A 26,343-nucleotide genomic window follows, 5' to 3' on the forward strand; every position below is an offset into this window, starting at 1 on the left:
ATGGCCTATCTTGACGATGCCGGCCGCGCACGTGTCGGCGCGGCGGTGACGGAGGCGGAGAGCGCCACCTCGGGCGAGATCGTCACGGTGCTCGCCGATGCCTCGGACGGCTACACCGATGTCGCCCTGCTGTGGGCGGTCGGCGCGGCCTTCACCGCCATGAGCGTCTTCGCCGCCCTCCCCCAGCCCTTCCTCGACCTGTGGGATCGCCTGATCGGCGGATGGGGCCACGAATGGACCACGGGCGAGCTCGCCAGCATGGTGATCGGGCTCGGGTTGGTGAAGTTCCTCGCCGTGCTGCTCGTGCAGCAGTGGCAGCCGCTCAAGTTCGCGCTGATCCCCGGCCCGACCAAGACGATCCGCGTCCACAATCAGGCAGTGCGCCAGTTCAAGGTCGGCGCGGAACGGCGCACCACCGGGCGCACCGGCGTGCTGATCTACCTCTCGATGCGCGAGCACCGGGCCGAGATCGTCGCCGACGAGAGCATCGCCGCCAAGGTCTCCGCCGAGGTGTGGGGCGAGGCGATGGGCGACATGCTCGCCCTGATCCGCAAGGGCCAAGTTGCCGAGGGGCTGGCGGTCGGCATCCGCGATGTCGGCTTCGTCCTCGCCGAGCATTTCCCGCGCGGCGCCGAGGACGTGAACGAGCTGCCCGACCGGCTGATCGAGGTTTAGCTCCCCTTCCCTATTGACCCGCCGCGCGAAGCTGTCGAAGGGCCGTCCTTCCCCAGCCGACGGAGCCCCCAATTGGAACGAGACCGCGACGCCGACCTTCCCGAAGAGGTGATGTGGGAAGGGCGCTTCATCACCGCCAAGAAGCGCGGCCGGTGGGAATATGTCGGCCGCGCGCGCGGCATCCGGGCGGCGGCGATCATCGCGCTCGACGAGGACCCGGACGGCACCCGCCATGTGATCCTCGTCAGCCAGTACCGCGTGCCGCTCGGCCGCTTCAGCCTTGAAATTCCCGCCGGCCTGATCGGCGATGACGAGGGCAAGGAAGGCGAGGATGCAACCCTCGCCGCCGCGCGAGAGCTCGAGGAGGAGACCGGCTACCGCGCCGGCAAGCTCGAAGTGCTGGGCGAGTTCTACTCCTCGCCCGGCATGGTCTCGGAATGCTTCACCCTGCTGAAGGCAACCGCGCTCGAACGGGTGAGCGCAGGCGGAGGGACCGAGGGCGAGAACATCCTCGTCCACCGCGTCGCCCTGCGCGATCTGGCGCGCTTCGTCGCCGAGTGGCGCAGGGCTGGCCATGCGGTCGATGTGCGGATAGCGATGCTTCTGACACCGGGATACTTGGGAGAGGAATAGAACATGGCAGGACGTGTGGCGGGCAAGCTCGCATTGGTGACCGGGGCTGCGCAGGGCCTCGGCCGGGCGCATTGCATCCGGCTGGCGCAGGAAGGCGCGCGGGTGCTGGCGACCGACATCAACGGCGCGGGCGCGGAGGAGACCGCGGCGATCGTCAACGCGGAAGTGGGCGAAGGCACCGCCTTCGGCATGGCCCATGACGTCACCGACCCCGCCCAGTGGGAAGCCGCGGTCGATGCCGCGCGCGAGAAGCTCGGCGGCCTCAACGTGCTGGTCAACAATGCCGGGATCGGCGTTCCCGGCAACATCGAGGCCTGCGATTTCGGCGACTGGCAGCGGTGCTTCGACATCAACGTCAACTCGATCTTCCACGGCTGCCAGAAGGCCCTGCCCCTGATGCGCGAGCACGCGCCGGGATCGATCATCAACATCTCCTCGATCGCGGGGCTGATCGCGAGCGACACCATGCCGGCCTACAACGCCTCGAAGGCGGCGGTGTGGATGCTGTCGAAGTCGATCGCGCTGCACTGCGCGAAGAAGGGGATGCAGATCCGCTGCAACTCGGTGCATCCCACCTTCGTCGACACCCCGATCCTTGACGGGACGGCCCGCGCCCATGCGCTCGACAAGGACGTGCTGATGGAAAAGCTCGCGCGACAGATCCCGCTGAAGTTCGTCGGCGAGCCCAACGACATCGCCAACGCGGTGGTCTACCTCGCCAGCGACGAGAGCCGCTTCATGACCGGCGCGGAGCTCAAGCTCGACGGCGGCATTTCGGCGATGTGATCGGCAAGAGCCAGACAAAAAGAAAGGGGCCCCGAAGGCCCCTTCCCGGTTTTCTCGATCAGGTGCAGCGGCCCGATAACCGGGAACCGCTTGTCTGGCGCTGCACTCAATCGGCGATCAGAGCGATCGCCAGGTAGATCAGGATGAAGCTGCCGAAGCCGAGCAGGGTGCCGGCGACGAAGCCGATCCGCACCAGCATGGCGTCGATCCCGAAGTGGTCGGCGATCCCTGCGCACACGCCGAAGATCTTGCCGTTGGTCTTGTCGAGGCGGAAGCCGCGGCTGGGCGGCTTGCCGCCGGAGTGACCGGTGATGTCGTTCATATGTCTCGTGTCCTTTGCGGGTTCGATCAGGCGGTCAGGCCGGGGGTGGCGGGAACGATCGCGTAGGCGAAGCTGGCGACGGTCAGGATGACAGCGAAGGCGGCCGAGGCGAAGCGGGCGGTCTGGTCGGGGGAGAACATGGTCAATGGTCCTTTGTCTTGGTCGGGTACTGAGGATCAGGCGACGAGGGTCGGGGTGGCGGGGATGATCGCGTAGGCGAAGACGGCGGCGGAAAGCACGACCGAGAAGGCGGCGGCGAAGAAGCGGTTGCTGGTTTCGATGGCGGTCATTGGAAGTCTCCTTTGGTGTTTCTTGTGATGTTTCCGGGACCATCCCGGGATGCCAGATACATTGCAGGAGGCGTGCCAAACTCGAAAAACGGCGGATTTCCGCCATTTCCATCCTTGCTCCAGGCAAACGCGCCGTTCAGCCAAACGAAAGCTTGGGAATTTTTCCCAAGCATTGGGATCGGCGATTTCGCCGCCTCGCGTCTGGCCAAATCTCACCCCTCCCGCTACCCCCGCCCGAGCCATGGGCCTCAGCCGCATCAGCCTCGAGAACTTCCGCAACCACGCCGCGACGAACCTCGGCGAGACCGCGCATTTCAATCTGCTCGTGGGCGAGAACGGCGCGGGAAAGACCAACCTGCTCGAGGCGCTCTCGCTGCTCGGTCCGGGGCGCGGGCTGCGGCGCGCGAACCTCGGCGATCTGGCGCGGCGCGCGATGCCGGGCGATGCGCCGCTCCCCTTCGCCATCGGCGCGAGCCTGACCGAGGCCGGCACCGTCTCCGCCCGCATCGGGACCTATACCGAGGCTGGCCAGCCGGCGCGGCGGCTGGTGCGGGTCAACGGCGCGCCCGCCAGCGCGTCGAGCCTTGCCGAATGGCTTGCGCTCTCGTGGCTGACCCCTGCGATGGACGGGTTGTTCACCGACAGCGCCGGGGCGCGGCGGCGCTTCATGGACCGCATGGCGCTCGCCCTCGCCCCCGATCATGCGCGCCGCGTCAATGCGCTCGAGGCGGCCTTGCGGGAGCGCGGCAAGCTCCTCGAGAACCGCGCCGATCCGCGCTGGCTCGATGCCGTCGAGGCGCAGGTCGCAGAGCACGGCGCATCCGTCGCCCGGGCCCGCGCCGAGCTTGTCCTGCGCCTGGCCGACGAGCTTTCCGCCCTCCCTCCGGAGCCCTTCGCGCGGCCTGCGCTCGCCTATCTGCCGGGAGGCCCCACTGACCAGACCGCCCTGCGCGCCGAACTCGCCCGCGCCCGCCCGCGCGACCGCGCCGCGGGGCGCGCCCTCACCGGCCCGCAGCGCGACGAGTTGCAGGTGAAGATGGCCTCCTCCGGCCAGCCCGCCGCATCCTGTTCGACCGGTGAGCAGAAGGCGATGCTGATCGCGATCACCCTCGCCCACGGCATCCTTGCCGCCGCCGGACGGCCCTCGGTGCTGCTCCTCGACGAGGTCGCCGCGCACCTTGACCCGGTGCGCCGGACCGAGCTTTTCAACCGGCTCCGGACCGGCAAGGCCCAGGTCTGGATGACCGGCACCGAACTTGCCCCCTTCGATCCGATCCGGGCCGAGGCAGCGGTCTGGCGGGTGGCGGGCGGAGGCGTGGAGCGGCTCTAGAGCGGGCGAAGTTTACAAAGTTGACACTGTAAACTTCACAATCCTACAGTAATTCCGCTGTAAAATCATGTTCTTGAAGCGCAAAACCGAAGTTGACACTTTGTTTTCGCTTTTTCGGCCCTTCCTTGGCTTCGCCGCTGCCTGACAATGGGAAAGAGCCGCGCTCCCCCCATAACGCCCCGGCTTCCAGTAGGAAATCGGCCGCAGCGACCGGCCTGCGCCCGCCTATTCGGCCGGCGGCAGGGCTTCCTGCACCTCACCGAGGGTCGATTCCACCAGCTTCTCGATCCCCTCGGCGGTCGGGTGGATGCGGTCGGACTGGAACAGCGCCGGATCGCGGTAGATGTCCTCCAGCCAGAAGGGGATCAGCGCCGCGCCGTATTCCTTCGCGAGATCGCGGTAGATCGCATCGAACTGGGCCTGGTACTCCGGCCCGTAATTCGGCGGCGCACGCATCCCCATCAGCAACACCGGCACCTTCTGCTTCTGCAGGATCGCCAGCATCTTGCCGAGGTTTTCGCGGGTCTGCTCGGGCGAGATGCCGCGCAGCAGGTCGTTGCCGCCCAATTCGAGGATGAACAGCGCCGGCGGCGTCTTCTGCGCGGCCAGCGTGAATTCCAGCCGGTTGAGCCCCGCCGCGCTGGTATCGCCCGAGACGCCCGCGTTCACCACGTCGGCATTGATCCCCTTCGCCCGCAGCGCCGCTTCGAGCTTCTCCGGATAGGCGTCACGCGGGTCGAGGCCGTAGCCTGCGAAAAGACTGTCCCCGAAGGCGATGATCACGCGCTCGGGCCCCATTACCGGCACGGCGGGCAGTTCGGGCCGGCCATCCTCGGCCAGCGGGGCGGCAGGCGCAGCCTCGTCTGCCCCCTCCCCGCACGCTGCCAGCGCCAGCGACACGGCGGCCAAGAGGGCAATATTCGACCAAGAGCGCTTGTGCATCTGCACACCTTCCATACCTGTAGCTTGTTGCAACCCATCACCTATGCCATCGGAACCCCGTGACAAGCCCCTCTCTCGCGATCAGCGCCCGCAACCTCACCCTCACCCTCGGCAGCACAGCTTCGCCGGTGACGATCCTGCGCGGGATCGATCTCGACATTCCGCGCGGGGAAGTGGTGGCGCTGCTCGGGCCATCGGGATCGGGCAAGAGCTCGCTAATGGCGGTGCTCTCCGGCCTCGAACGCGCCAGCGGCGGGAGCCTCGATGTCGCCGGCGCGGATTTCGCCGCGCTCGACGAGGACGGGCTGGCGGCCGCGCGGCGGGGACGGATCGGGATTGTGCTCCAGGCCTTCCACCTCCTGCCCACCATGACCGCCGCCGAGAACGTCGCCACCCCGATGGAACTCGCGGGCATGGCCGATGCTGCGCCCCGCGCGCTGGCGGAACTGGAAGCGGTCGGCCTCGGCCACCGCACCGGGCACTACCCCACCCAGCTTTCGGGCGGCGAGCAGCAGCGGGTCGCCATCGCCCGCGCCACCGCCCCGCGGCCCGACCTGATCTTCGCAGACGAGCCGACCGGCAATCTCGATGCCGCGACCGGCGAGGAGATCATCAAGCTGCTATTCGCCCGCCGCGCCGAGACCGGGGCGACGCTGCTGATCATCACCCATGACGCCGCCCTTGCTGCCCGCTGCGAGCGGGTTCTGACCATGGCGGACGGGGTGATCGTCTCCGACACCCGGGCGAAGGCCGCCGCATGAGCCTGCCGCTCGGCACGGCATGGCGCATCGCCCGGCGCGATCTCAACGCGCGCTTCCGTGGCCTGAGGCTGCTGCTGGTGTGCATCTTCCTCGGCACCGCCGCGCTCGCCGCGATCGGGACCCTGACCGCCGCGATCGAGCGCGAACTGGCGTCCAGTGGGCAGGAGCTGCTCGGCGGCGATCTCGAGGTCGAGGTGTGGCAGCGCGACCTCAGGCCCGAGGAAGTCGAGGCGCTCGGCGCATATGGCGAGGTCTCCAGCGGCTACCGGATGCAGGCGATGGCGAGCACGCCCGAGGCGGCGGCGCCCGTCGAGCTCAAGGCGGTCGATGCGAAATGGCCGTTGTTCGGCCGGCTGGAGCTGGCCGACGGGCGCCGCGTCGGCGCGCCTTCGGGCAATGACGCCTACCTCGCCGCGACCGCGCTCGAACGGCTCGGCATCGCGGTGGGCGACAGCTTCCGGGTCGGGACCCTCACCCTGCAGGTCGCCGGAGTGATCGCGGATGAGCCCGACCGCCTGTCCGAAGGCTTCCAGCTCGGCCCGACGATCATCACCGCGCAAGACATTCCCGCCCGCGCCGGCCTGCTGCAACCGGGCGCGCTCTACCAGAGCAAGCACCGCGTCGCCTTCGCCGATGCAGGGCGCGATCCGGAGGTGGTCGAGGACGCGCTGACCAAGCAGTTTCCGACCGCCGGGTTCGACATCCGCACGCGCGACCGCGCCTCGCCCGGCGCGGACCGCTTCGTGCGGCAGATGAGCGACTTCCTGACGCTGGTGGGCCTCGCCGCGCTGGTGATCGCGGGGATCGGCATCGCGGGCGGCGTCTCCTCCTATCTCGACCAGCGCCGTGCGAGCATCGCGACGCTGAAGGTGCTGGGCGCGACCTCCTCCGACATCGTGCGCATCTATGCCATGCAGATCGGCGTGGCGGCGCTGGCCGGGAGCCTTGCCGGGCTGGCGGCGGGCGTGGCGGTGACGCCGCTGCTGGCGGGGGCCTTGCAGGGCCTGCTGCCGGTCGAGAGCGGGTTCATCGTCTCGCCCCCCGCCCTGCTTCTGGCGGCGAGCTACGGTCTGCTGGTCGCCTTCGCCTTCGCCGCCGCGCCCCTGCTGCGCGCGCGGACCTTTCCGGCGATGGCGCTGATGCGATCGGGGATCGTGCCGCTGGCGCGAGACCGGCGCGCGCTGCTGGCGACGGCGCTCGGCCTTGCGGCGATCTGCGCGCTGGCGCTGGCGACGACCGCGCAGCCGATGCTCTCGGGCGGGTTCCTGCTCGGCGCAGGCGGCGCGCTGGTGCTGCTGGCGGGCATCGGCTGGGGCATTCAGGCCCTCGCCCGCCGCCTGCCGCGTCCGGCCAATCCGCTGCTCAGGAGCGCCATCGCCAACATCCACCGCCCCGGCGCGCCCACGGGGGCGCTGGTGACGGCGCTGGGCTTCGGCCTTGCCGCCTTCGTGCTGCTGGCGGCGGTGCAGAGCGCGATCGACGGCAATATCCAGAGCCGCGTGCCGCAAGAGGCCCCCGATTACTTCGTGCTCGACGTGCCCCCCGCCAAGGAGCCGCGCTTCTTCCAACTGGTGCAGGGCGAATTCCCCAAGGCCGGGATCCGCACCGTGCCGACGATGCGCGGCGCGGTGCTCGCCTATGGGCCCAAGGACAAGATGGTGCGCGTCGCCGACCTCAAGGAGATCCCCGAAGGCGCATGGGCGCTGCGCGGCGAGCGCGGGCTGACCTATGCCGACACCCTGCCCCAGGGCAACCGCGTGGTGGCGGGGGAATGGTGGAGCCCCTTCCACAAGGGCGAGCCGCTGGTCTCGGTCGATGCCGATTTCGCCCGCGCGGTGGGCCTGAAGCCCGGCGACTACCTTACCATCGGCATTCTCGGCGTGGAGCGCACCGCGCGCGTCGCCAACCTGCGCGAGATCGACTGGGAGAGCATGGGCTTCAATTTCGCGCTGGTCTTCAGCCGCAACGCGATCGCCGATGCACCGCACAACCTCTCGGCGACCATCGACCTACCCGAGGGCGCCGACAGCGCCGCAAGGGGCCGGTTGCTGCGCGCGATGGTGAAGGAGATGCCCTCGTCCTCGGTGATCGAGGTGGGCGGCATTTTGGTCGAGGCGCGGAAGCTCCTCCAGCAGGTCAGCCTCGCCACGCTGGCGGCGGCGGCGGTGACGGTGCTGGCGGGGCTTGCGGTGCTGATGGGCGCGATCGCGGCGGCGCGGGCGGCGCGGACCTATGACACGGTGATGCTGCGCGTGCTGGGCGCGAGCCGGCGGCAGGTGCTGCTGCTCCAGCTGGCCGAATACGGGCTGATTGCAGGGATCCTCGCGCTGGTGGCGCTGGCACTCGGCGGGGGTCTGGCCTGGGTGGTGATCACCCAGCTGTTCGAATTCGACTGGCTGCCCGACTGGGGCGAGGTTCTCGCCGTGCTCGGTCTCGGGGTGGCGCTGGTGCTGGCCTTCGCGCTCGGCGGCTCGCTGCCGCTGCTGCGGGCCAAGCCGGCGCGCGCCCTGCGGGAACTCTAGGCGAAGACCTCCTCGAGCGCCTCGGCCCCGCCGCCTGTCACCTCGCTGTGCAGCGCCGCATTGAAAGCTGCCGCGAAGATGGTGACGAGGATGAACAGGAGCACGATCAGCAGCACGCCTAGAAGAACCACGCCCTCCGAGGCGACAGCACCTTGCCCGCCGTCCGGCAGCGCGCTGAAAACGAGCACGAAGGGCAGGCCAAGCCCCACCGCCATCAGCGCCGTCAAGGCGATCATCGCGAGCAGGATGGAAAGCACCTTGCCGCGCGTCAGCACCCATGAGCGGCGCAGCGCGGCGAGCGGGTTGTACACCTGGTCGACCGCCACGACCGGCACAAGCACCGAAAAGCGGCAGGCGAGGTAGATCGCCACCGGCAGCAGCACGAGACCGATCACCGTGCCCGCGGCCGAGCTTTCCCCGCTCTCGCTGCCGCCGGTCGCCGTCTCTACCGCCACGGCGAGGGCGACATAGGCGGCCGTCGCCAGCACCGCGACGACGAAGAACGGCAGGGCACTGCGGAAGCCGCGCGCCATTGCCGGGCCGAAGGCCGGCTCCTCCAGCGGCGAGGCGAGCGTGACCATCGCCGCCTGCTGCGCCAGCACCAGCACCAGATAGGCGCCGTAGAACAGCACCACCATCGCCAGCATCCCGATCCCCATGCCGGCGATCGCCGTGGTGTCCTCGAGCCCCTCGAGGCTCTCCATGCCCGACAGGCTCATCATCACAATCCCGACGCCCAGCGCGATCGAGCCCGCGATCTGGATCGCGAAGAACACCGCCCACATCCCCGCCAGCTTCCAGAACCGCTGCCGCAGCATGGCGAAACTCGTCGCAAACACGCGTCCGATCTGCATTGTGCGAAACCCCTTGCGGCCATCCCCGTGCCGCCAGGTCAGGAATGCACCGGCCAAGCCCTTGGCGCAAACACAAAAAAGCCCCGCACCTTGCCGGTGCGGGGCCTTTTTCTTGCCGGAGGGCCGAAGCCCTCCCGCGATCAGAAGCGGAAGCGCACGAGACCGCCATAGGTGCGCGGCTGGTTCGGATAGCCCGAAACCGTGCCGGCCTGCGCGACGCCGTCGAACACCGTGATGATGAACTGGTCGTCGAGAAGGTTGCGCGCCCACAGGCCGACTTCCAGCCCGTTCTCCATCTGGAAGATCATCGAGGCGTTGACCAGGTTGGTCTCGCGCTGGAAGATCCGCGGGTCGCGGCGGGCGTTAACCGGGCCGTTGAAGGTCGGCAAGCCGTTGTTGATCGCGACGTTGCTTTCATGGGCATAGTCGATGCGGCTGATCAGCTTGTTGCCGCTGCTGCCGAATTCGAGCGTGTGGGTCGCCGAGGTGGCAAGGCTCCACGAAGGGATGCCGCCCGGACGGAAGCCGGTCAGGTCGCCCACCGGGCTTGCGGTGAAGCTGTCGAAGTTCGGATCGAGGTGGGTCGCCGCGAAGGTGAACACCAGGCTGTCGCTCGGACGGACCGTGGCGTCGAATTCGAAGCCGCGCACCGACTGCTGACCGGCATTGTTCAGCTGGAAGCCGGTGCCGGTGAACAGGAAGCTCTGGAAGCCCTGGATGGTCTGGTCGAACAGCGCGAGGTTGAAGCCGAAGCCCGGCCACTGCGCCTTCATGCCCAGTTCGTAGACTTCCGCCTCTTCCGGCCCGGCAAAGCGCGAACCGGTGGTGAGGTTGGGAACCGCGAGACCCGCGTTGGTCACCGGCGAGGCCGGTGCGGCGAAGGTCGAACGGCCCGGACCGGGAATGAAGTCGCCGAACACCGGACGGCTGTCACGCGAGAGGTTGATCGAGCTCGCCTTGAAGCCGGTCGCGTAGCTCGCGTAGATGTTGACCTCGTTCGAGACCTGATAGGCGGCGCGCAGCAGGTAGGTGAACTGGTCGTCCTGCGTGCGGCCCGGCTCCACCGAGTTGGGGACGTTGAGGAACGGCGGCTGGAACTGGAACGGCGTCAGCCCGAGGAAGGGGTTGGTCGCCGGGTTGGTCGCCACCGCCAGCAGCGCCTGCTGGTTGGCCGCCGGAAGCGCCTGGAACTGCGCCCGGTTACGCACCGCACCGCCGCTCGCCAAGGTGATGAAGGCATCGACGAGGTTGGTGCTCGACAGCTCGTCGAAAGCCTGCTGCGACAGCGCGAAGTCCTTGCGGTCGTCGGTGTAGTTGAAGCCGGCGGTGAAGACGAGGCCATCGACCGGTTCGAAGTCCACGGTGCCGAACACCGACCACGCCTTGTTGTCCATCGCGAACTGTTCGGCGGTCAGCGGTCCGGCGCTGAAGATCGCGCCCTGCGGCAGGCCGAGCGCGGCCTCGACCCCGTTGAACACGGTGGGGTTGCCGGTCAGCAGGCTGAAGAACCGACGGGCGTCCGCGCCGGTGGTGAGGCGGCTGTCCTGGGTGATCGACTCGTCGAAGTAGAAGCCGCCCAGCAGGAAGTTGATCGGGCCATCGAAGTCCGAGGCCAGACGCAGTTCCTGCGTGAAGGTATCGACCTTCTGGTCACGCACTTCGGTCACCACGTTGGCGCTGGTGAAGTCGACGTCCTGATCGAGGAAGTTCTTCAGTTCGCGGTAGGCGGTGATCGAGGTGAAGGTCAGGTTGCCCACGTTCCAGTCGGCCTGGATCGAGCCGCCGTAGTTGTCGACGGTGTTGCGCGGGACCTGGCTGAGGAAGGTGTTGTAGCTGAAGAAGTCGGTGTCGAGCGCGCCGCCGACGGCGCGGATCGCGCCCGCCGTCGGGCCGGCGACCAGGGTCGAGACCTGGCAGCACACCTCGTCGATTGCCGAATAGTCGGCGATGGCGCGGATCTTGAAGTCGGGGGTCGGCTCGATCAGCAGCTGGCCGCGGGCCGACCAGCGGTTGCGGTCCGACAGTTCCTCGTCGAGGTTGACGATCGTGGCATAGCCGTCACGCCGGTTGTAGCTGCCGTCGAGCGCGAAGGCGATGTTCTCGCTGATCGGGCCGGTCACCTCGCCGCGCAGGACGAAGGCGTTGTAGTTGCCGTAGCTCGCTTCGACGAGGCCGCCGAATTCGTACTGCGGCTCCTTGGTGACGACCGAGATCACGCCCGCCGACGCGTTCTTGCCGAACAGGGTCGATTGCGGCCCGTTCAGCACTTCGATGCGCTGGACCATGTTGAGGTCGGACAGGGCCGCGGCCGAGCGCGAGCGGAACACGCCGTCGATGAACACGCCGACCGAAGGCTCGATCCCGAAGTTGTTGTCGCCATTGCCGAAGCCGCGGATGATGAAGGTGGTGGCCGATGCGCTCTGCAGCTGGCTGACGCGCAGCGAGGGGGTGACGGTCTGCAGGTCGAGCACGTCGCGGATCTGCGCCTGCTCGAGCACCTCGCCGCTGGTCACCGAGACCGAGATCGGGGTTTCCTGAAGCGTCTGCTCGCGCTTGGAGGCGGTGACGATGATGACGTTGCTGCTCTCGGGCGCCTCGACTTCGGGCTCCCCGTCCTGGGCCAGCGCGACACCCGGCATGGCCAGGGCGAAGGACGCGGCACCCGCGAGCAGGGTGAATCGATACGCGCCGGCAGTGCCGGTGAAGGTCGAACGCATGGAAGCTCCTCTCCAAAAATCCCGCGACCCCGGCGCCCGTTGCGGGCACGCACCTCCCTGTGCGCTCTCTCCCGTGGTCGTGTGAGGCGCCTGATAAGCCAGCGCAGGGCGACCGACAAGCCGCGCCCCACTGCTTTTGACAGTCGAACAGGGAGAATGTTGCGCAAGAGTCACACTGGTTTCACCCCCTCCGGAGCCCCGCGCTTGCCCCGGAGCCACACCCCTGCTAGGCGCCGCGGCGATGTTGCATCGCAGCACACGGTCGCGGCCGCGGCGCTTGCCGTAGCGTCCGGCGCTGTCGCCAACCCGCCACAATCCCCTCCTAACGCGAGCGCCCCCGGCCGCGTTGCCTGTTTCCCCGCCCGGATGCGAGCGCGTCCGGCTTTTCACCGGAAGTTTTCCCGAATGTCGTCCGCCCTCAGAAATATCGCGATCATCGCCCACGTCGACCACGGCAAGACCACGCTCGTCGACCAGCTCTTCCGCCAATCGGGCACCTTCCGCGAGAACCAGCGGGTCGAGGAACGCGCGATGGATTCGGGCGATCTCGAAAAGGAACGCGGGATCACCATTCTCGCCAAGTGCACAAGCGTGGAGTGGGAACAGGACGGCACCACCACCCGCATCAACATCGTCGATACCCCCGGCCACGCCGACTTCGGCGCCGAGGTGGAGCGCATCCTCTCGATGGTCGACGGGGTGATCCTGCTGGTCGACAGCGCCGAAGGCGCGATGCCGCAGACCAAGTTCGTGACCGGCAAGGCGCTCGCGCTGGGCCTGCGCCCCATCGTCGTCGTCAACAAGATCGACCGCCCCGACGGCCGCCCGCAGGAAGTGCTCGACGAGGTGTTCGACCTCTTCGTCAGCCTTGATGCCAATGACGAGCAGCTCGATTTCCCCGTGCTCTACGCCTCGGGCCGCGAAGGCTATGCCAGCGAAGATGCCGATGCGCGCGAGGGCACGCTGGCCCCGCTGTTCGCCAAGATCATCGAGCACGTCCCCGCCCCCGGCCTCGACCCCGACGCCAAGTTCGCCTTCCTTGCGACCCTGCTCGACCGCGACAACTTCATGGGCCGCGTGCTGACGGGCCGCGTCCAGTCCGGCACGATCCGCGTCAACGATCCGATCCACGCGATCGACGCCGACGGCAAGGTGATCGAGACCGGCCGCGCCACCAAGCTGATGAGCTTCGACGGGCTCGAGCGCGTGCCGGTCGACATCGCGCGCGCCGGCGACATCATCGCCATCGCGGGGCTGGAGAAGGCGACCGTCGCCAACACCATCTGCGATCCTTCCGTCACCGAACCCATCGCCGCCCAGCCGATCGACCCGCCGACGCTGGCGATGCGTTTCTCGGTCAATGATTCGCCGCTTGCGGGCCGCGAGGGCAGCAAGGTCACGAGCCGCATGATCCGCGACCGCCTGCTGCGCGAGGCGGAAACCAACGTCGCGATCCGCGTCACGGAATCCGAGGACAAGGACAGCTTCGAAGTCGCGGGCCGCGGCGAATTGCAGCTCGGCGTCCTCATCGAGACGATGCGCCGCGAGGGCTTCGAACTCGGTATCTCGCGCCCCCGCGTCCTGTTCCGCGAGGAAGACGGCCAGCGCATGGAACCTTACGAGACGGTCGTGATCGACGTCGATGACGAGCACTCGGGCACGGTCGTCGAGAAGATGCAGCGCCGCAAGGCCGACTTGGCCGAGATGCGCCCCTCGGGCCAGGGCAAGACCCGCATCACCTTCTCGGCCCCCTCGCGCGGCCTCATCGGCTATCACGGCGAATTTCTCTCCGACACGCGCGGGACGGGCATCATGAACCGCCTGTTCGAGAAATACGGCCCCTACAAGGGCCCGATCGAAGGCCGGATCAACGGCGTGCTGATCTCCAACGGCGATGGCGAGGCGGTGGCCTATGCCCTCAACTCGCTGGAGGAGCGCGGCACCCTGTTCATCTCGCCCCAGATGAAGGTCTACGAAGGCATGGTGATCGGCGAGAACGCCAAGCCCGAGGATCTCGAGGTCAACCCCCTCAAGGCCAAGCAGCTCACCAACATCCGCTCGAGCGGCAAGGACGACGCGATCCGCCTCACCCCGCCGCGCCGCATGAGCCTCGAGCAAGCCATCGCCTATATCGACGATGACGAGATGGTCGAGGTCACCCCCCAGTCGATCCGCCTGCGCAAGGCGATCCTGTGCCCGCACGAACGCAAGAAGGCGCGGCGCAAGAAGGAGGATTGATCCTCCCGCGCCCCAGCGTTCCCCCTGTTGCACACTTGCGGGCTGCCGCTTAACTCTCCGGCCTGAAACAGGAGGGGGGACACGAACGGGATCGATGGGCAGACTGGCGGCCGCGTGCAGGTCGGAGACGCGACCGGCGTTGCGAGCGGCTTCAGCAAACGCTTCGAGCTTGCCGCAAGCGAGGCGGGACAGCAGGTGGTGGTGGCCACGGCATGGGGCGGCGGCGATAACGTCCGCATCAGCCTCGCCTGCTCCGGCACCAACCGGGTGATGCATGCAGATGGCAGGACAGGGGCCAGCGTGACGCAGATCTTCGCCGTCGACGCCGGCTTCCGTCCCTGGGTCGAAGCGCGGGTGGAAGGACCGGGCGCCAGCTATGACATGGTGTTGCGGGTGACGGCCCTGTGAACGATTAAAGCGGGGGCCTACGCGGCCGCTGGCCAAGCGCGCCTGCACCCGTTACCCCCGCGGGCATGAACCCCTATACCATCGCCACGCTCGCCGCCTATTTCGTGCTCATGCTCGCCATCGGGCTCTATGCCTGGCGCAAGTCGACGCAGGATAGCGCGGGCTACCTGCTGGCGGGGCGTAATCTGCCGCCTTCGGTGGCGGCGCTTTCGGCCGGGGCCTCGGATATGTCGGGGTGGCTGCTGCTGGGGCTGCCGGGGGCGCTCTATGCCTCCGGGCTGGTCGAGGCGTGGATCGCCATCGGCCTTACGGCGGGCGCGGCGGCGAACTGGATCATCGTCGCCCCGCGCCTGCGCGAACAGACCGAGCGGATGGGCAATGCGCTCACCATCCCGCAATTCCTCGCCAACCGCTTCCCCGAGCGCGCGACGCTGCTGCGGGTGACCTCGGCTGTCATCATCGTCGCCTTCTTCACCGTCTACACCGCGAGCGGCATGGTCGGCGGAGGCAAGCTTTTCGCCACCGCCTTTGCCGGCGTGCTGCCGCCGACCGGGCTTTCCGACTACATGCTCGGCATCTGGATCACCGCCGGGATCGTGCTGGTCTACACCATGATCGGCGGGTTCCTCGCGGTCAGCCTGACCGACTTCGTGCAGGGCCTCATCATGATGGTCGCGCTGGTGGTGATGCCGCTGGTGATCATGTTCGGCCCCGGCGGGAGCGCAGGGGGGAGCATCGTCGCCGTGCCGCAGGAGGGGTTCCTGAGCCTCACGCAGGGCCTTAGCGGCATCGGCCTCGTCAGCGCAGTGACTTGGGGGCTGGGCTATTTCGGCCAGCCGCACATCATCGTGCGCTTCATGGCGATCGACCGGGTGGAGAACGTGCCCCGCGCCGGCTGGATCGGCATGGGCTGGATGGTGATCTCGCTGGTGGGCGCGGTGGCGATGGGGCTTGCAGGGCGCGCCTATGTCGAGCGCAACGGCCTCGTGGTCGAGGACCCCGAGACGATCTTCATCATCCTCGCCAACCTCCTGTTCCACCCGGCCGTGACCGGCTTTCTCTATGCCGCCCTGCTGGCGGCGATCATGAGCACGATCTCCTCGCAGCTGCTGGTCTCCTCCTCTTCGCTCACCGAGGATTTCTATCGCCTGTTCCTGCGCCGCGACGCCTCGGAGCGCGAGGCGGTGAACATCGGGCGCGTCAGCGTTGCGCTGGTGGCGGCAGCGGCGATGGTGATCGCGGCCGATCCGGAGAGCGAGGTGCTGGGGCTGGTGGCGAACGCCTGGGCGGGCTTCGGCGCGGCCTTCGGCCCGCTCATCCTGCTAGGGCTGACCTGGGACCGGATGACGGGCGCGGGCGCGGTCGCGGGGCTGGTGACGGGCGCGCTCGTCGTCGCAGGATGGATCGCGCTGGGCTGGAACAAGGCCTTTCTGGGCGGTCCCGGCCTCTACGAGATCGTGCCGGGCTTCTTCGCCGCGCTGGCGGCGATCGTGGCGGTGAGCCTGCTGACCGCCGATCGCAGGCGCGCGGCGCTGTAACCGCAGGCGCGGGCGCGGCGAACAGGGCCGTGCGAGGCCCGCGCCGCCCCGCCCTCCGCCCCCGACCGGGACGGAAGCGGGTCTCGCGCCCTTTCCACGGTCCCTGCCTTCGGGCATGATCGCGGCGGGGAGGACAGGACATGGCGGTTTCGGACAAGGCAGGTCCGCGGGTGACGGGGCTCGGCGGGGTCTTCTACGTGGTGCGCGATCCCGAGGCGACCCGCGCGTGGTACCGCGAGACGCTGGGGATCGACGGCCCCTACGGCCCGCAGTTCGCCTGGGCCAACGAGCCGCGCGCGCACCCCTACTCGCTGATCAGCCACTTTGCCGACGACCAGTATATCCGGCCCGGCACGGGCGGCTTCATGATCAACCTCAGGGTCGACGACGTGGCCGGCCTTGCCGCCATGCTGCGCGACAAGGGCGTGGAGATCCTCGGCGAGGCGGACGAGGGTTACGGCAAGTTCGCCTGGCTGCTCGACCCCGACGGGGTGAAAATCGAGCTGTGGGAGCAGGTCGAGGACAGCCTGCCCTAGGGGATTTCCCGGGGGCGATGGTCAATTTTCGCTTAGCCGTCGACGTTTCCGGCGCGTTAACCATTCCTGCGTGATAATCCATAGTCATGGAACGCAAGGGCAGGATTCGCGCCGGAGCGCTTTTAGCAGCCGCAGCCATGGCGCTGGCAGGCTGCGGTTCGCTGGTCCCTGGCGGGAGCGGCGGAGCGGCCCCCGCCTCTCCCGGCCAGACCGCCCGTGCGCCAGCGCGGCCCGCGGTGCCGGTCGCCTCGGTTCAGCAGAGCCTCGCCCCGCGCCCGGGTGACGCGAGCTGCCTTGCCGATCTGGGCGCAAGCGGGGCCCGTTTCGATCCCCTGCCCGACACCTATGCCGCGCCGGGGTGCAACAAGCTCGGCACGGTGCAGCTGATGGCGCTGGCGGGCGACCGCGCGCCGCTCAGCGTCGCCAATCTCGGCCCGGTGCAGTGCCAGGTCGCCAAGGCATTCGGCGACTGGGCGCGCTTCGGGGTGGACCGCGCCGCACGCCAGATCCTCGGCAGCCCGGTGGCGCGCATCGAGACGATGGGATCCTACGCCTGCCGCAACGTCGCCGGGACCGAGCGGCTTTCAGCCCACGCCCGCGCGGAGGCGATCGACGTGTCGGGCTTCGTGCTCGCCGATGGCCGACGCATCGTGCTCAAGCGCGACTGGAACGGCGGCGATGCGGCGACGCGCGAGTTCCTGCGGGTGGTGCATCGCAGCGCCTGCAAGCGGTTCGGCACGGTGCTCGGCCCGGAATACAACGCCGCGCACGAGGATCACTTCCATCTCGAAGGCACCGGCGCGAAGTTCTGCCGCTGACGCAGCACGGAGGGGATTTCCTGCCGCAAGCGCTCAGGGCCTGAGCCCCCCCGACCACCCCGCTAACCGGCCCTTGGAGCCGACCGCCTCGCGCTCGTGTCGCAAAACAGGGGAACGGCGACCCCTTGACCGAAGGCCGGGCCCTGAGGGCCACCTCGGGGGAGAAACCTCCATCGTCCGGACCTGCCGGCGGCCGCGGTCCGAAACGGGGGCGGACGGACCGCCGGACTGCCGCGCGTCAGTTCACGCGCGCAGCTTCGGTTCGAGTTTCGCTTCCAGCTTCAGGCGCACCGCTTCGGCCGCGTGGCGCGCGCCGAGCTTGGTCATCATGTTGGCGCGGTGGATCTCGACGGTTCGGGGGCTGATGTCGAGTTCGCGCGCGATCGCCTTGTTGCTGCTGCCCTCGGCCAGCCAGTCGAGCACTTCGCGTTCACGCTGCGAGAGGGTCGAGATGCGGTCCCGCGCCTCGATCATGCGGCGGCGGGCGGCGCCGAACTGTTCGGCCTCCTTCTCGATGCGCAGCAGGCAGCGGGTGAAGCGTTCCGGATCGAGCGGCAGGGCGAGATAGTCGAGGGCGCCGGCCTTGATCGCCTCGACGATGCGGCCCGGGCGCGGCTGGATGTCGACCGCGATCAGCGGGAGCCAGATGCCGAGCCGCCCGAGCCGGTCGAGGATCATGCCGACCCCGCCCTCTTCGGCGGTGTCGCGAGCGATGATGATGCCTTCGCGCGGCGGATGCACCGCCAGTTCGGAAAGGTCGCCATAGACCTCGCAGTGATGGCCCAGGCCGAAGCCGACTCTGGCCAGTTCGGCGCGTTGACGGCTGCAAGAGTCGACGAAGTGGAGAGAGGCTTTGCGTGTCATGCAACGGTGTCTGCTCTAACCCATTATGGGTTTCACGCAGGAGCGCCGCCAATCCGGAGGATTTACCATCTCCGGAAAGGATCATCCCTTTGAAGTAAAAGGAAATCTTATCTCCGGATTGGAGCGATATGGGGCCCGTGTCCTAAGCGTCGTTGCCGAACTTGTACGGAGGGAGCGAATGGAACGCGGACCTCAGGGCATTGCCCCAACCCGATGAAATTGCATCGAAATATTCGTCCTCGGCGGTGACGCGGTGCTCATGCAAAGGTTTGAAGCCGTCCCTGCCGATCACCAGCAGATCGAGCGGCAATCCGACCGAAAGATTTGCCTTCAGAGTCGAATCAAAGCTTACCATCAACAACTTGACCGCTTCCTCGAAGCTCATGTCCCGCTCGTAGCCGCGGATCAGGATCGGGCGGCCGTATTTGGTCTCGCCGATCTGGAAGAAGGGCGTGTCCCAGCTCGCCTCGATGAAGTTGCCCTCCGGGTAGATCATGAACAGCCGCGGCTGCATGCCGGCGATCTGCCCGGCGACGATCATCGTCGCGGTGAAGCGGCCCTTGCCTCCGTCGCCGTTGGCTCGCTGCACTTCCTCGATCGTCCCGCGCAGGATGCGGCCGATCTCGGTCGCGACCTGGAACATGGTGGTGCCCTTGAGCAGGCAGTTCTCGCGTTCCGAGGGAGCCTTTGTGCGCTCCTCGAGCTGGCTGATCACCGCCTGGGTGGTGGCAAGGTTGCCCGCGGTCATCACCGCGATCATGCGCTCCCCCGGCACGCTCCAGTGGAATAGCTTGCGAAAGGTCGAGATGTTGTCGACGCCGGAATTGGTGCGCGTGTCGCTCATGAGCACAAGCCCCTTCTCGAGCACCATGCCAACGCAATAGGTCATGCCGTGTCCTTTTCCTCGCCCCGCGGTCCGTCCGCCGCCCTAGCCCCAAGACGGCGCTAGCGCAAAATCGCCGGGCGGTCTGTCCGATTATTGGTTCGACTGGCCCTGGCTCTGGCTCTGGCCCGCGGCGGGCTGCGCCTCGACCGCGACGCCGACCGTCAGGCGCTGGTCGGACGCGCCGATACTGATTCCGGTGACGGGGGCGGCATCGCGGTAGTCGCTCCCCGTGGCGACGCGGACATAGCGCGGATCGGGCGAGATGCCGTTCGAGACGTCGAAGCCGACCCAGCCCAGCCCCTCGACATGGGCCTCGGCCCAGGCATGGGTCGCCTCCTGCTCGATGCGGTCGTCCATCAGGAGGTAGCCGCTCACATAGCGCGCCGGAATGCCGCTCGCCCGCGCGGCGCCGATGAAGATGTGCGCATGATCCTGGCACACCCCCGCGCCGTGCCCGATCGCTTCCTCGGCGGTGGTGGCCGAATGGGTGCGGCCGGCTTCGTAGACGATGCGCTCGCGGATCGTCGCGGAGAGCGCGTGGAGATAATCGAGCGGCGCGTCGGATGCGGCGGCGGGCACCTCGCGCAGCAGGGCGCGCAGCTTCGCACCCGGGCGGGTCAGGGGGGTCTGGCGCAGAAAGCTCCACAGCGGCAGGTGGCCCGAATGGCGGCCGATCACCCCGGCATTGTCCTCGGTCTCGACCAGCCCTTCGCAGGTCACCGTCACCTCGCGCGCGCCGGGGGCGAGGCTGACGAGGGTGACGTGGTTGAAATGCTGGTCGTCGTAGTGGAGCTCGGCGCGGGCGTTGTCGAAGCGCATCTGCCAGTCGATCACGCGCTGGCCCTGCGTCTCCTTGGGCGTCAGCCGCAGCCGCTGGAGCGCGTGCACCACCGGCTCGCTGAAGGCGTAGTGGGTGGTGTGGCGGACCTGGAGTTTGAGCTTGCTCATGCGTGGAACCGGTAATCCCCCGCGATCGCCCCGGCGATGGCGTTGTTGCGGGCGAGGAAATCGACGAGGAATTCGTGCAGGCCCTGGTCGAAGATCTCGTCCACGGTGAGGTGGCTGATGCGGGTGTCGGCATCGCGCATCAGCGCCACCGCCTCGCCCTCGACGCCGTGGGTCCGGGCGAGCGCGGCGAGGCAATCGCGCAGGGCATTGCGGCAGAAGGCGAGGCTTCTCGGGAAGCGTTCGTCGAGCACCACGAACTCGACGATCCCGCGCGCCTCGATCTGCCCGGCGTTGAGCCAGGAATAGACCCGCGCCCCCGCGACCGAGCGCAGCACCTGTTCCCACTGTCCGGTATCGAGGCTGGAGCCGACATAGGAGAGCGAGGGGAGCAGCAGGAAATACTTCATGTCGAGAATGCGCGCGGTGGAATCGGCGCGCTCGATGAAGGTGCCGGCGCGGCTGAAGTGGTAGCCCTCGTCGCGCAGGATCGAGCCGTCGAAGGCGCCGTGGACCTGCGTGCCCGCGCGGCGGATCGCGGCGAGCACCTCGCCCACCATCGTCTGCCCGACGGGGCGCGCGAGCAGCCGGTCGAGCCGCATCCAGTTCTCGTTGACCGCCTCCCACACGTCGGAGGAGATGTTGATCCGCGCCGCCCGCGCATTGGCGCGCACCGCCCCGATCATCGCGCGGACATTGCCGGGGTTGGACGGCCCGCGCAGCACGAAGTTCCACACCGACAGCCCGTCATAGCCGTCATGCGTCGCATCGAAGGCCTGCTGCAGCCCCAGCGTCGCGATCACCGAACGCCATTCGGCCTCGGCGGTCACCACGTCGCGGGTCAGCGCCATCCGCAGCGCCGCCTCGAGCAGGCGCGCGGTATTCTCGGCCCGCTCGAGATAGCGGAACATCCAGAACAGGCTGTTGGCGGTTCTCCCGAGCATGTCAGTCCTTCAGCACCCAGGTGTCCTTGGTGCCGCCCCCTTGCGAGGAGTTGACCACCAGCGACCCCTTCTTGAGCGCCACCCGGGTGAGCCCGCCCGGGGTGATGTCGATCCCTTCCGGGCTGACCAGCACGAAGGGCCGCAGGTCCACGTGCCGCGGCGCGAGGCCCTTGGCGGTGTAGATCGGGCAGGTCGACAGGGCGAGCGTGGGCTGGGCGATGTAGTTCTCGGGCTTGGCGACGAGTTTCTCGCGGAAGGCGGCGATCTCGCGCTTCGACGAGGTCGGGCCGATCAGCATCCCGTAGCCGCCCGAGCCGTGGACCTCCTTCACCACCAGTTCGGCGAGGTTGTCGAGCACATAGGCGAGGCTGTCCTTGTCGGCGCAGCGCCAGGTCTGGACATTGGGAAGCAGCGGCCGCTCGCCGGTGTAGAACTCGACGATCTCGGGCATGAAGGAATAGATCGCCTTGTCGTCGGAAATGCCCGTGCCCGGCGCATTGGCGATGGTGATCCCGCCCGAGCGGTAGACGTCCATGATGCCCGGCACCCCGAGCACGCTATCGGGGTTGAAGGTGAGCGGATCGAGGAACTCGTCGTCGACCCGGCGATAGAGCACGTCGATCGGCTGGTAGCCGCGCGTGGTGCGCATCTGCACCCGCCCTTCCACCACACGCAGGTCGCTGCCCTCGACCAGCTCGGCGCCCATCTGGTCGGCGAGGAAGGCGTGCTCGAAATAGGCCGAATTGTAGATCCCCGGCGTCAGCACCGCCACGGTCGGCTTGCCCCCGGTATAGGCGGGCGGCACGCAGGCCGCGAGGCTGCGGGCGAGGCGGCGGGGGTAATTGGAAACGGACTCCACCCCGATCCGGCTGAACAGATCGGGGAACATCCCCATCATCGTCTCGCGGTTTTCCAGCATGTAGGAGACGCCCGAAGGCGTGCGGGCGTTGTCTTCCAGCACGAAGAACTCGTCCGGCCCGGTGCGCACTAGATCGATGCCGACGATGTGCGTGTAGATACCGCCCGGCGGGGTGAAGCCGACCATGTTGGCGAGCCACGCGTCGTTGCCGCGCAGCAGGCGTTCGGGCAGGCGTCCGGCGCGCACGATCTCCTGCCGGTGGTAGAGATCGTAGAGAAAGGAATTCAGCGCCCGCACCCGCTGCTCGATCCCGCGCGAGAGGCGGCGCCATTCGGCGGCGGTGATGATGCGCGGCACCATGTCGAAGGGGATGAGGCGCTCCTCGGCCTCGTTCTCGCCATAGACGTTGAAGGTGATCCCGGTGCGGCGGAAGGTGTCGTCCGCCTCGCGGTTCTTGCGGCGCATCAGTTCTGGCGGCTGTTCGTCGTACCAGCGGCAATATTCGGCATAGGCCGGGCGCGTGCCGCCCTCGCCGTCGAACATCTCGTCGAAATTGCTGCCCCGCCCGTGCATCGACCCTTCGCATCGTCCCCTTAGGTGCAATGCAACAAGTAACCGGAGTTTCGCAAAAGGGAAGCGGTCACATCACTTTGCGCAAGAATGCTGCGGAGGTGTGTCAGGCCCGGGTGGATTCGAGCTCCGCGAGCAACGTGGCGATCACCTGCGGGTCGTAGGTGAAGCCCATGTGGGTGCAGCGCAGCGGGATCGCGCGGTCGCGCTCGCCCGGGCGGCCGGCGGCGCAGCGCGGGCCGATAACCCCGTCGTTCGCACTCCACAGCGCGACTGTCTCGACCGGGGGTTTGACCTTGAGTTCGGCGGCGACCGGGGGGGCGTCGACCGAGTGGCCGGTGATGAACTGGTAAGCGCGCCACACGTTGTTCGCGCGGGGGGAGCCGGAGAAGGGCGAGCCCATCGTGATGACCTTCGCCACGGCCTGCGGCTGGCGCTTGGCCATCTCGCGCGCATAGAGCCCGCCGAGGCTCCAGCCGATCAGCACCACCTTGCGCCCGTGGCGGGCGTGGAGCTGGAGCAGCCGTTCCTCGATCGCGGCGAAGTTCTCGTCCGTCGGCCCCCAGTTGAAGCCCAGCCCCCAGCGCTTGGCGACATGCCCGGCGCTCTCGAGCTGACGCGCGAGATAGCGCATCCGCATCGGGTGGGTGGCGAAACCGGGGAGGATCATCGCGACCTGCGGGTTGCTCGTTGCCGCGATCGGCACCGAACGGCGCGGCCGGCGGATCGGTTCGAGCAGCACCTCGGCCTCGCCCAGCAGGCGCACCAGGCGCGGTTTGCCGGCCTCGAATTCCTCGGGGATGGCCTCGCGCGCCAGGGCGAGACGGCGGGCAAGCTCGGTCGCGGCGTAGGCCTGCTGCGCCTGCGCGCCAGCCGCGCTCGCCACCGCGATCAGCGGCGCGGGAAGGCGGGGACGGTCAAAGGCGAAGCGCGGCGATGCCATGCCTGGCACCAAGCCAGAACCGCACTGAATGTTCAATGAATTGTCACCATTGTAACAATTCCGACATTTTTCACTTCGCCGGAGGACACTCGCCGATCCGCTCGTGCTTGGCGGTGAATCGCATCGTGCCCTTGCCCGCGCCGTCGAACTCCATCGCCATCTCGGCCTCGAGATCAGCGCCGGTGGCGGTGGTGGTGCCGGTCATCTCCATCCGCGCGGCCCGCCCTTGCGCGTTGCAGACCATCACCGCATCGAGCTTGCCGCCCGCCACGTCGAAGCGTTCGTAGCTGCACTCGCCGTCCTGTCCCCGCTTGACCAGCTCGCCGAAGCCCTTGTCGACCTCGGCCTGGGTGAGGCAATGTTCCGAGGTGGTGGTCAGCCCCGCCCCGTGACCCGCCATCTCGGGCGGCATCCCCGGGATCTCGAGCCCGGTCATGGTGACGGTGGTCTTGTAGAGGCCCGGCTGCGGGCGCGGCATTTCGTCCCGGGCCTTGTCCGCCGCCTCCTTCATGCTGACCTCGCCATTGCCGTCGGCATCGGCGTTCCCGCCCGAACAGCCCGCGACCAGCAGGGCAGCCGCTGCGCTTGCGGCGATGATGGTGATGCGTGTCATGTGCTCGTCTCCTGCTGCGCTTGTCCCAGCATAACAGCATTCGCTGCCGTTCGTGCCCGAAAAGCGCCAACTGCTGCCGCCCCGCCTTGCACGTCCCCGCTTTGTTCCCCATAGATGAAGCATGGCCGAACTCGTGATCCGCCGCGGACTGGACGAGCCCGAAACGGGCGCGGACTTCACCCCCCACCGCCCTGCGCGCCCCGACAAGTCAATGGGCGGCATCCCGTTCAAACTTGTGTCGGACTACGAGCCGGCGGGCGACCAGCCGACCGCGATCGCCGAACTGGTGGGCGCCGCGCAAGAGGGCGAGAAGACCCAGGTGCTGCTCGGCGTCACCGGGAGCGGCAAGACCTTCACCATGGCGAAGGTGATCGAGACGCTCCAGCGCCCGGCGCTGATCCTCGCCCCCAACAAGATCCTCGCCGCCCAGCTCTACGGCGAGTTCAAGAGCTTCTTTCCCGAGAACGCGGTCGAGTACTTCGTTTCCTACTACGATTACTACCAGCCCGAGGCCTACGTCCCGCGCTCCGACACCTATATCGAGAAGGAGTCGAGCGTGAACGAGGCGATCGACCGGATGCGCCACTCGGCCACCCGGGCGCTGCTCGAACGCGACGACGTGATCATCGTGGCGTCCGTGTCGTGCCTCTACGGTATCGGCTCGGTCGAGACCTATTCGGCGATGATCTTCGACATCAAGGTCGGCGAGGTGGTCGACCAGCGCGAGCTGATCAGGAAGCTCGTGGCCCTGCAATACAAGAGGAACGACGCCGCCTTCACCCGCGGGTGCTTCCGGGTGCGCGGCGACAGCCTCGAAATCTTCCCCTCGCACTACGAGGACATGGCCTGGCGGGTCAGCTTCTTCGGCGACGAGATCGAGGCGATCAGCGAGTTCGATCCGCTCACCGGCACCAAGGGCGCGGCGCTGGAGAAGGTGCGGGTCTATGCCAATTCGCACTACGTCACGCCCGGCCCGACGATGAAGCAAGCCATGGCCGCCATCAAGTTCGAGCTGGAGGAGCGGCTCAAGGAACTGGAGATCGAGGGCAAGCTCTTGGAGCGCCAGCGCCTCGAGCAGCGCACCAATTTCGACCTCGAGATGATCGCCGCGACCGGCAGCTGCGCGGGGATCGAGAACTACAGCCGCTTCCTTACCGGCCGCCTGCCCGGCGAGCCGCCGCCGACCCTGTTCGAATACCTGCCTGAAAACGCCCTGCTCTTCGTCGATGAAAGCCACCAGACCGTGCCGCAGATCGGCGCGATGGCGCGCGGGGACCACCGCCGCAAGCTGACGCTCGCCGAATACGGCTTCCGCCTGCCCTCCTGCATCGACAACCGGCCCTTGCGGTTCAACGAGTGGGACGCGATGCGCCCGCAGACCTTCTGCGTCTCGGCCACCCCCGGCGGCTGGGAGATGGAGCAGACCGGAGGGGTCTTCGCCGAACAGGTGATCCGCCCCACCGGCCTCATCGACCCGCCCGTCACCATCCGTCCGGTCGAGGACCAGGTGCAGGACTGCATCGCCGAGTGCAAGGCGACCGCCGCCTTGGGATACCGCACGCTCGTCACCACTCTCACCAAGCGCATGGCCGAAGACCTCACCGAGTTCATGCACGAGGCGGGCGTGCGCGTGCGCTACATGCACTCGGACGTCGAGACGCTGGAACGCATCGAGCTGATCCGCGACCTCAGGCTCGGGGTCTATGACGTGCTGGTCGGCATCAACCTGCTGCGCGAGGGTCTCGACATCCCCGAATGCGGCCTCGTCTGCATTCTCGATGCCGACAAGGAAGGCTTCCTGCGCTCCGAAACCTCGCTGATCCAGACCATCGGCCGCGCCGCGCGCAATGTCGATGGCCGGGTGATCCTCTACGCCGACCGCATCACCGGCAGCATGGAGCGCGCGCTCGCCGAAACAGACCGCCGCCGCGCCAAACAGCAGGCTTTCAACGAGGAACACGGGATCACCCCGCAGACCATCAAGCGCAACATCCACGACATCGTCGCGCACACCGCCTCGCAGGACAGCGTGGTGGTGGATACGGGCGACGAGGAGCGCAACAACCTTGTCGGCCACAACCTGCGCAGCTACATCGAGGACCTGGAAAAGCGGATGCGCGAGGCGGCGGCGAACCTCGAATTCGAGGAAGCCGGAAGGCTGCGCGACGAGATCCGCCGTCTGGAGGCGGACGAGCTCGGCCTGCCCGACGACCAGAAACGCGCGCCGATCGTCGGCCGTTCCAACGAGGGCAAGCCGGGGACGCGCAAGACCCGCTATGGCAAGACACGCTACAAGCGGATGGGGGGCAAACCCTAGGCCGAGGGCTTGAACCGCCGTCACAAGCCTGT

24 protein-coding genes are annotated in these 26,343 nt (G+C 67.9%); 12 read left to right on the plus strand and 12 right to left on the minus strand.

From position 1 onward, the window contains the following. From CBR61_RS13585 to CBR61_RS13595, 3 genes are all read left to right on the plus strand, one after another. Positions 1 to 675 (plus strand): TPM domain-containing protein, encoded by a 675-nt coding sequence (locus tag CBR61_RS13585; protein ID WP_088914848.1) that lies wholly within the window; start codon positions 1 to 3, stop codon positions 673 to 675. Positions 676 to 786: 111 nt separating this feature from the next. Next, positions 787 to 1,308, plus strand: coding sequence for an NUDIX hydrolase (locus CBR61_RS13590; RefSeq protein WP_088915632.1), 522 nt, complete (start codon positions 787 to 789; stop codon positions 1,306 to 1,308). Between the two features lie 3 nt (positions 1,309 to 1,311). Beyond that, positions 1,312 to 2,094 (plus strand): SDR family oxidoreductase, encoded by a 783-nt coding sequence (locus tag CBR61_RS13595; RefSeq protein ID WP_088914849.1) that lies wholly within the window; start codon positions 1,312 to 1,314, stop codon positions 2,092 to 2,094. 106 nt (positions 2,095 to 2,200) lie between these two features. On the opposite strand, the gene CBR61_RS13600 is transcribed toward CBR61_RS13595, so the two are convergent. After that, positions 2,201 to 2,416, minus strand: coding sequence for a PspC domain-containing protein (locus tag CBR61_RS13600; protein ID WP_088914850.1), 216 nt, complete (start codon positions 2,414 to 2,416; stop codon positions 2,201 to 2,203). Positions 2,417 to 2,592: 176 nt separating this feature from the next. Next, positions 2,593 to 2,706 carry an enoyl-CoA hydratase gene (locus CBR61_RS17065; protein WP_199797434.1) on the minus strand — a complete coding sequence of 38 codons (114 nt, stop codon included), beginning with the start codon at positions 2,704 to 2,706 and terminating at the stop codon, positions 2,593 to 2,595. Between the two features lie 241 nt (positions 2,707 to 2,947). Here CBR61_RS17065 and recF point away from each other — a divergent pair, with 241 nt between their 5' ends. After that, positions 2,948 to 4,036 carry a DNA replication/repair protein RecF gene (recF, locus tag CBR61_RS13605; RefSeq protein WP_088914851.1) on the plus strand — a complete coding sequence of 363 codons (1,089 nt, stop codon included), beginning with the start codon at positions 2,948 to 2,950 and terminating at the stop codon, positions 4,034 to 4,036. A 225-nt stretch (positions 4,037 to 4,261) separates the two neighbouring features. On the opposite strand, the gene CBR61_RS13610 is transcribed toward recF, so the two are convergent. Continuing rightward, entirely contained in the window at positions 4,262 to 4,978 is a 717-nt protein-coding gene (locus tag CBR61_RS13610; protein ID WP_233996741.1) for an arylesterase, read from the minus strand. Positions 4,979 to 5,037: 59 nt separating this feature from the next. On the opposite strand from CBR61_RS13610, the gene CBR61_RS13615 reads away from it, so the two are divergent. Both CBR61_RS13615 and CBR61_RS13620 read left to right on the plus strand, forming a co-directional pair. After that, entirely contained in the window at positions 5,038 to 5,739 is a 702-nt protein-coding gene (locus CBR61_RS13615; protein ID WP_088914853.1) for an ABC transporter ATP-binding protein, read from the plus strand. Beyond that, positions 5,736 to 8,261, plus strand: coding sequence for an ABC transporter permease (locus CBR61_RS13620; protein ID WP_088914854.1), 2,526 nt, complete (start codon positions 5,736 to 5,738; stop codon positions 8,259 to 8,261). Before CBR61_RS13615 ends, CBR61_RS13620 begins: the two co-directional genes overlap by 4 nt. Here CBR61_RS13620 and CBR61_RS13625 read toward each other — a convergent pair. Both CBR61_RS13625 and CBR61_RS13630 read right to left on the minus strand, forming a co-directional pair. Further along, entirely contained in the window at positions 8,258 to 9,115 is an 858-nt protein-coding gene (locus CBR61_RS13625) for a glycerophosphoryl diester phosphodiesterase membrane domain-containing protein (RefSeq protein WP_088914855.1), read from the minus strand. The genes CBR61_RS13620 and CBR61_RS13625 overlap by 4 nt on opposite strands. Before the next feature lie 140 nt (positions 9,116 to 9,255). Next, positions 9,256 to 11,832, minus strand: coding sequence for a TonB-dependent receptor (locus tag CBR61_RS13630; protein WP_088914856.1), 2,577 nt, complete (start codon positions 11,830 to 11,832; stop codon positions 9,256 to 9,258). Between the two features lie 405 nt (positions 11,833 to 12,237). Between CBR61_RS13630 and typA the strand changes: the two genes are divergently transcribed. The 5 genes from typA to CBR61_RS13655 all read left to right on the plus strand — a co-directional run bounded on the left by typA (position 12,238) and on the right by CBR61_RS13655 (position 17,370). Continuing rightward, positions 12,238 to 14,070: a translational GTPase TypA gene (gene typA, locus CBR61_RS13635; RefSeq protein ID WP_088914857.1), complete on the plus strand. Its 1,833-nt coding sequence runs from the start codon at positions 12,238 to 12,240 to the stop codon at positions 14,068 to 14,070. A 114-nt stretch (positions 14,071 to 14,184) separates the two neighbouring features. Then, positions 14,185 to 14,478, plus strand: coding sequence for a hypothetical protein (locus tag CBR61_RS13640; RefSeq protein ID WP_088914858.1), 294 nt, complete (start codon positions 14,185 to 14,187; stop codon positions 14,476 to 14,478). A 65-nt stretch (positions 14,479 to 14,543) separates the two neighbouring features. Continuing rightward, complete coding sequence (putP, locus tag CBR61_RS13645) at positions 14,544 to 16,016, plus strand: sodium/proline symporter PutP (RefSeq protein ID WP_088914859.1); 1,473 nt, start codon at positions 14,544 to 14,546, stop codon at positions 16,014 to 16,016. 140 nt (positions 16,017 to 16,156) lie between these two features. Then, complete coding sequence (locus CBR61_RS13650) at positions 16,157 to 16,552, plus strand: VOC family protein (protein WP_088914860.1); 396 nt, start codon at positions 16,157 to 16,159, stop codon at positions 16,550 to 16,552. Positions 16,553 to 16,689: 137 nt separating this feature from the next. After that, the gene (locus tag CBR61_RS13655) at positions 16,690 to 17,370 is read left to right on the plus strand and encodes an extensin family protein (RefSeq protein WP_088914861.1); all 681 of its coding nucleotides are present in this window, start codon (positions 16,690 to 16,692) and stop codon (positions 17,368 to 17,370) included. A gap of 243 nt (positions 17,371 to 17,613) precedes the next feature. On the opposite strand, the gene CBR61_RS13660 is transcribed toward CBR61_RS13655, so the two are convergent. The 7 genes from CBR61_RS13660 to CBR61_RS13690 form a co-directional block, all read right to left on the minus strand. Next, positions 17,614 to 18,234 (minus strand): response regulator transcription factor, encoded by a 621-nt coding sequence (locus CBR61_RS13660; protein ID WP_088914862.1) that lies wholly within the window; start codon positions 18,232 to 18,234, stop codon positions 17,614 to 17,616. 142 nt (positions 18,235 to 18,376) lie between these two features. Next, positions 18,377 to 19,123, minus strand: coding sequence for a proteasome-type protease (locus CBR61_RS13665; RefSeq protein WP_088914863.1), 747 nt, complete (start codon positions 19,121 to 19,123; stop codon positions 18,377 to 18,379). Between the two features lie 87 nt (positions 19,124 to 19,210). After that, positions 19,211 to 20,068, minus strand: coding sequence for a transglutaminase family protein (locus CBR61_RS13670; RefSeq protein WP_088914864.1), 858 nt, complete (start codon positions 20,066 to 20,068; stop codon positions 19,211 to 19,213). Then, positions 20,065 to 21,009, minus strand: coding sequence for an alpha-E domain-containing protein (locus tag CBR61_RS13675; protein ID WP_088914865.1), 945 nt, complete (start codon positions 21,007 to 21,009; stop codon positions 20,065 to 20,067). Before CBR61_RS13675 ends, CBR61_RS13670 begins: the two co-directional genes overlap by 4 nt. 1 nt (position 21,010) lies before the next feature. Beyond that, positions 21,011 to 22,441 carry a circularly permuted type 2 ATP-grasp protein gene (locus CBR61_RS13680; RefSeq protein WP_088914866.1) on the minus strand — a complete coding sequence of 477 codons (1,431 nt, stop codon included), beginning with the start codon at positions 22,439 to 22,441 and terminating at the stop codon, positions 21,011 to 21,013. A gap of 103 nt (positions 22,442 to 22,544) precedes the next feature. Beyond that, positions 22,545 to 23,381 carry an esterase/lipase family protein gene (locus CBR61_RS13685; RefSeq protein WP_157696600.1) on the minus strand — a complete coding sequence of 279 codons (837 nt, stop codon included), beginning with the start codon at positions 23,379 to 23,381 and terminating at the stop codon, positions 22,545 to 22,547. A 70-nt stretch (positions 23,382 to 23,451) separates the two neighbouring features. Beyond that, the gene (locus tag CBR61_RS13690) at positions 23,452 to 23,994 is read right to left on the minus strand and encodes a DUF3617 domain-containing protein (RefSeq protein ID WP_088914867.1); all 543 of its coding nucleotides are present in this window, start codon (positions 23,992 to 23,994) and stop codon (positions 23,452 to 23,454) included. A 121-nt stretch (positions 23,995 to 24,115) separates the two neighbouring features. Between CBR61_RS13690 and uvrB the strand changes: the two genes are divergently transcribed. Beyond that, complete coding sequence (gene uvrB, locus CBR61_RS13695; protein WP_088914868.1) at positions 24,116 to 26,311, plus strand: excinuclease ABC subunit UvrB; 2,196 nt, start codon at positions 24,116 to 24,118, stop codon at positions 26,309 to 26,311. Positions 26,312 to 26,343: the final 32 nt, after the last annotated feature.

It is taken from the genome of Porphyrobacter sp. CACIAM 03H1 (assembly GCF_002215495.1).
GTDB lineage: Bacteria > Pseudomonadota > Alphaproteobacteria > Sphingomonadales > Sphingomonadaceae > Erythrobacter.

Excerpts from the sequence above, each read along its gene's own strand:
- CBR61_RS13585 (WP_088914848.1), top strand. The coding sequence starts at position 1 with ATGGCCTATCTTGACGATGCCGGCCGCGCACGTGTCGGCGCGGCGGTG.
- CBR61_RS13590 (WP_088915632.1), top strand. The coding sequence starts at position 787 with ATGTGGGAAGGGCGCTTCATCACCGCCAAGAAGCGCGGCCGGTGGGAA.
- CBR61_RS13595 (WP_088914849.1), top strand. The coding sequence starts at position 1,312 with ATGGCAGGACGTGTGGCGGGCAAGCTCGCATTGGTGACCGGGGCTGCG.
- CBR61_RS13600 (WP_088914850.1), bottom strand. The coding sequence starts at position 2,416 with ATGAACGACATCACCGGTCACTCCGGCGGCAAGCCGCCCAGCCGCGGC.
- CBR61_RS17065 (WP_199797434.1), bottom strand. The coding sequence starts at position 2,706 with ATGACCGCCATCGAAACCAGCAACCGCTTCTTCGCCGCCGCCTTCTCG.
- recF (WP_088914851.1), top strand. The coding sequence starts at position 2,948 with ATGGGCCTCAGCCGCATCAGCCTCGAGAACTTCCGCAACCACGCCGCG.
- CBR61_RS13610 (WP_233996741.1), bottom strand. The coding sequence starts at position 4,978 with ATGCACAAGCGCTCTTGGTCGAATATTGCCCTCTTGGCCGCCGTGTCG.
- CBR61_RS13620 (WP_088914854.1), top strand. The coding sequence starts at position 5,736 with ATGAGCCTGCCGCTCGGCACGGCATGGCGCATCGCCCGGCGCGATCTC.
- CBR61_RS13625 (WP_088914855.1), bottom strand. The coding sequence starts at position 9,115 with ATGCAGATCGGACGCGTGTTTGCGACGAGTTTCGCCATGCTGCGGCAG.
- CBR61_RS13630 (WP_088914856.1), bottom strand. The coding sequence starts at position 11,832 with ATGCGTTCGACCTTCACCGGCACTGCCGGCGCGTATCGATTCACCCTG.
- typA (WP_088914857.1), top strand. The coding sequence starts at position 12,238 with ATGTCGTCCGCCCTCAGAAATATCGCGATCATCGCCCACGTCGACCAC.
- putP (WP_088914859.1), top strand. The coding sequence starts at position 14,544 with ATGAACCCCTATACCATCGCCACGCTCGCCGCCTATTTCGTGCTCATG.
- CBR61_RS13650 (WP_088914860.1), top strand. The coding sequence starts at position 16,157 with ATGGCGGTTTCGGACAAGGCAGGTCCGCGGGTGACGGGGCTCGGCGGG.
- CBR61_RS13655 (WP_088914861.1), top strand. The coding sequence starts at position 16,690 with ATGGCGCTGGCAGGCTGCGGTTCGCTGGTCCCTGGCGGGAGCGGCGGA.
- CBR61_RS13660 (WP_088914862.1), bottom strand. The coding sequence starts at position 18,234 with ATGACACGCAAAGCCTCTCTCCACTTCGTCGACTCTTGCAGCCGTCAA.
- CBR61_RS13665 (WP_088914863.1), bottom strand. The coding sequence starts at position 19,123 with ATGACCTATTGCGTTGGCATGGTGCTCGAGAAGGGGCTTGTGCTCATG.
- CBR61_RS13670 (WP_088914864.1), bottom strand. The coding sequence starts at position 20,068 with ATGAGCAAGCTCAAACTCCAGGTCCGCCACACCACCCACTACGCCTTC.
- CBR61_RS13675 (WP_088914865.1), bottom strand. The coding sequence starts at position 21,009 with ATGCTCGGGAGAACCGCCAACAGCCTGTTCTGGATGTTCCGCTATCTC.
- CBR61_RS13680 (WP_088914866.1), bottom strand. The coding sequence starts at position 22,441 with ATGCACGGGCGGGGCAGCAATTTCGACGAGATGTTCGACGGCGAGGGC.
- CBR61_RS13685 (WP_157696600.1), bottom strand. The coding sequence starts at position 23,381 with ATGGCATCGCCGCGCTTCGCCTTTGACCGTCCCCGCCTTCCCGCGCCG.
- CBR61_RS13690 (WP_088914867.1), bottom strand. The coding sequence starts at position 23,994 with ATGACACGCATCACCATCATCGCCGCAAGCGCAGCGGCTGCCCTGCTG.
- uvrB (WP_088914868.1), top strand. The coding sequence starts at position 24,116 with ATGGCCGAACTCGTGATCCGCCGCGGACTGGACGAGCCCGAAACGGGC.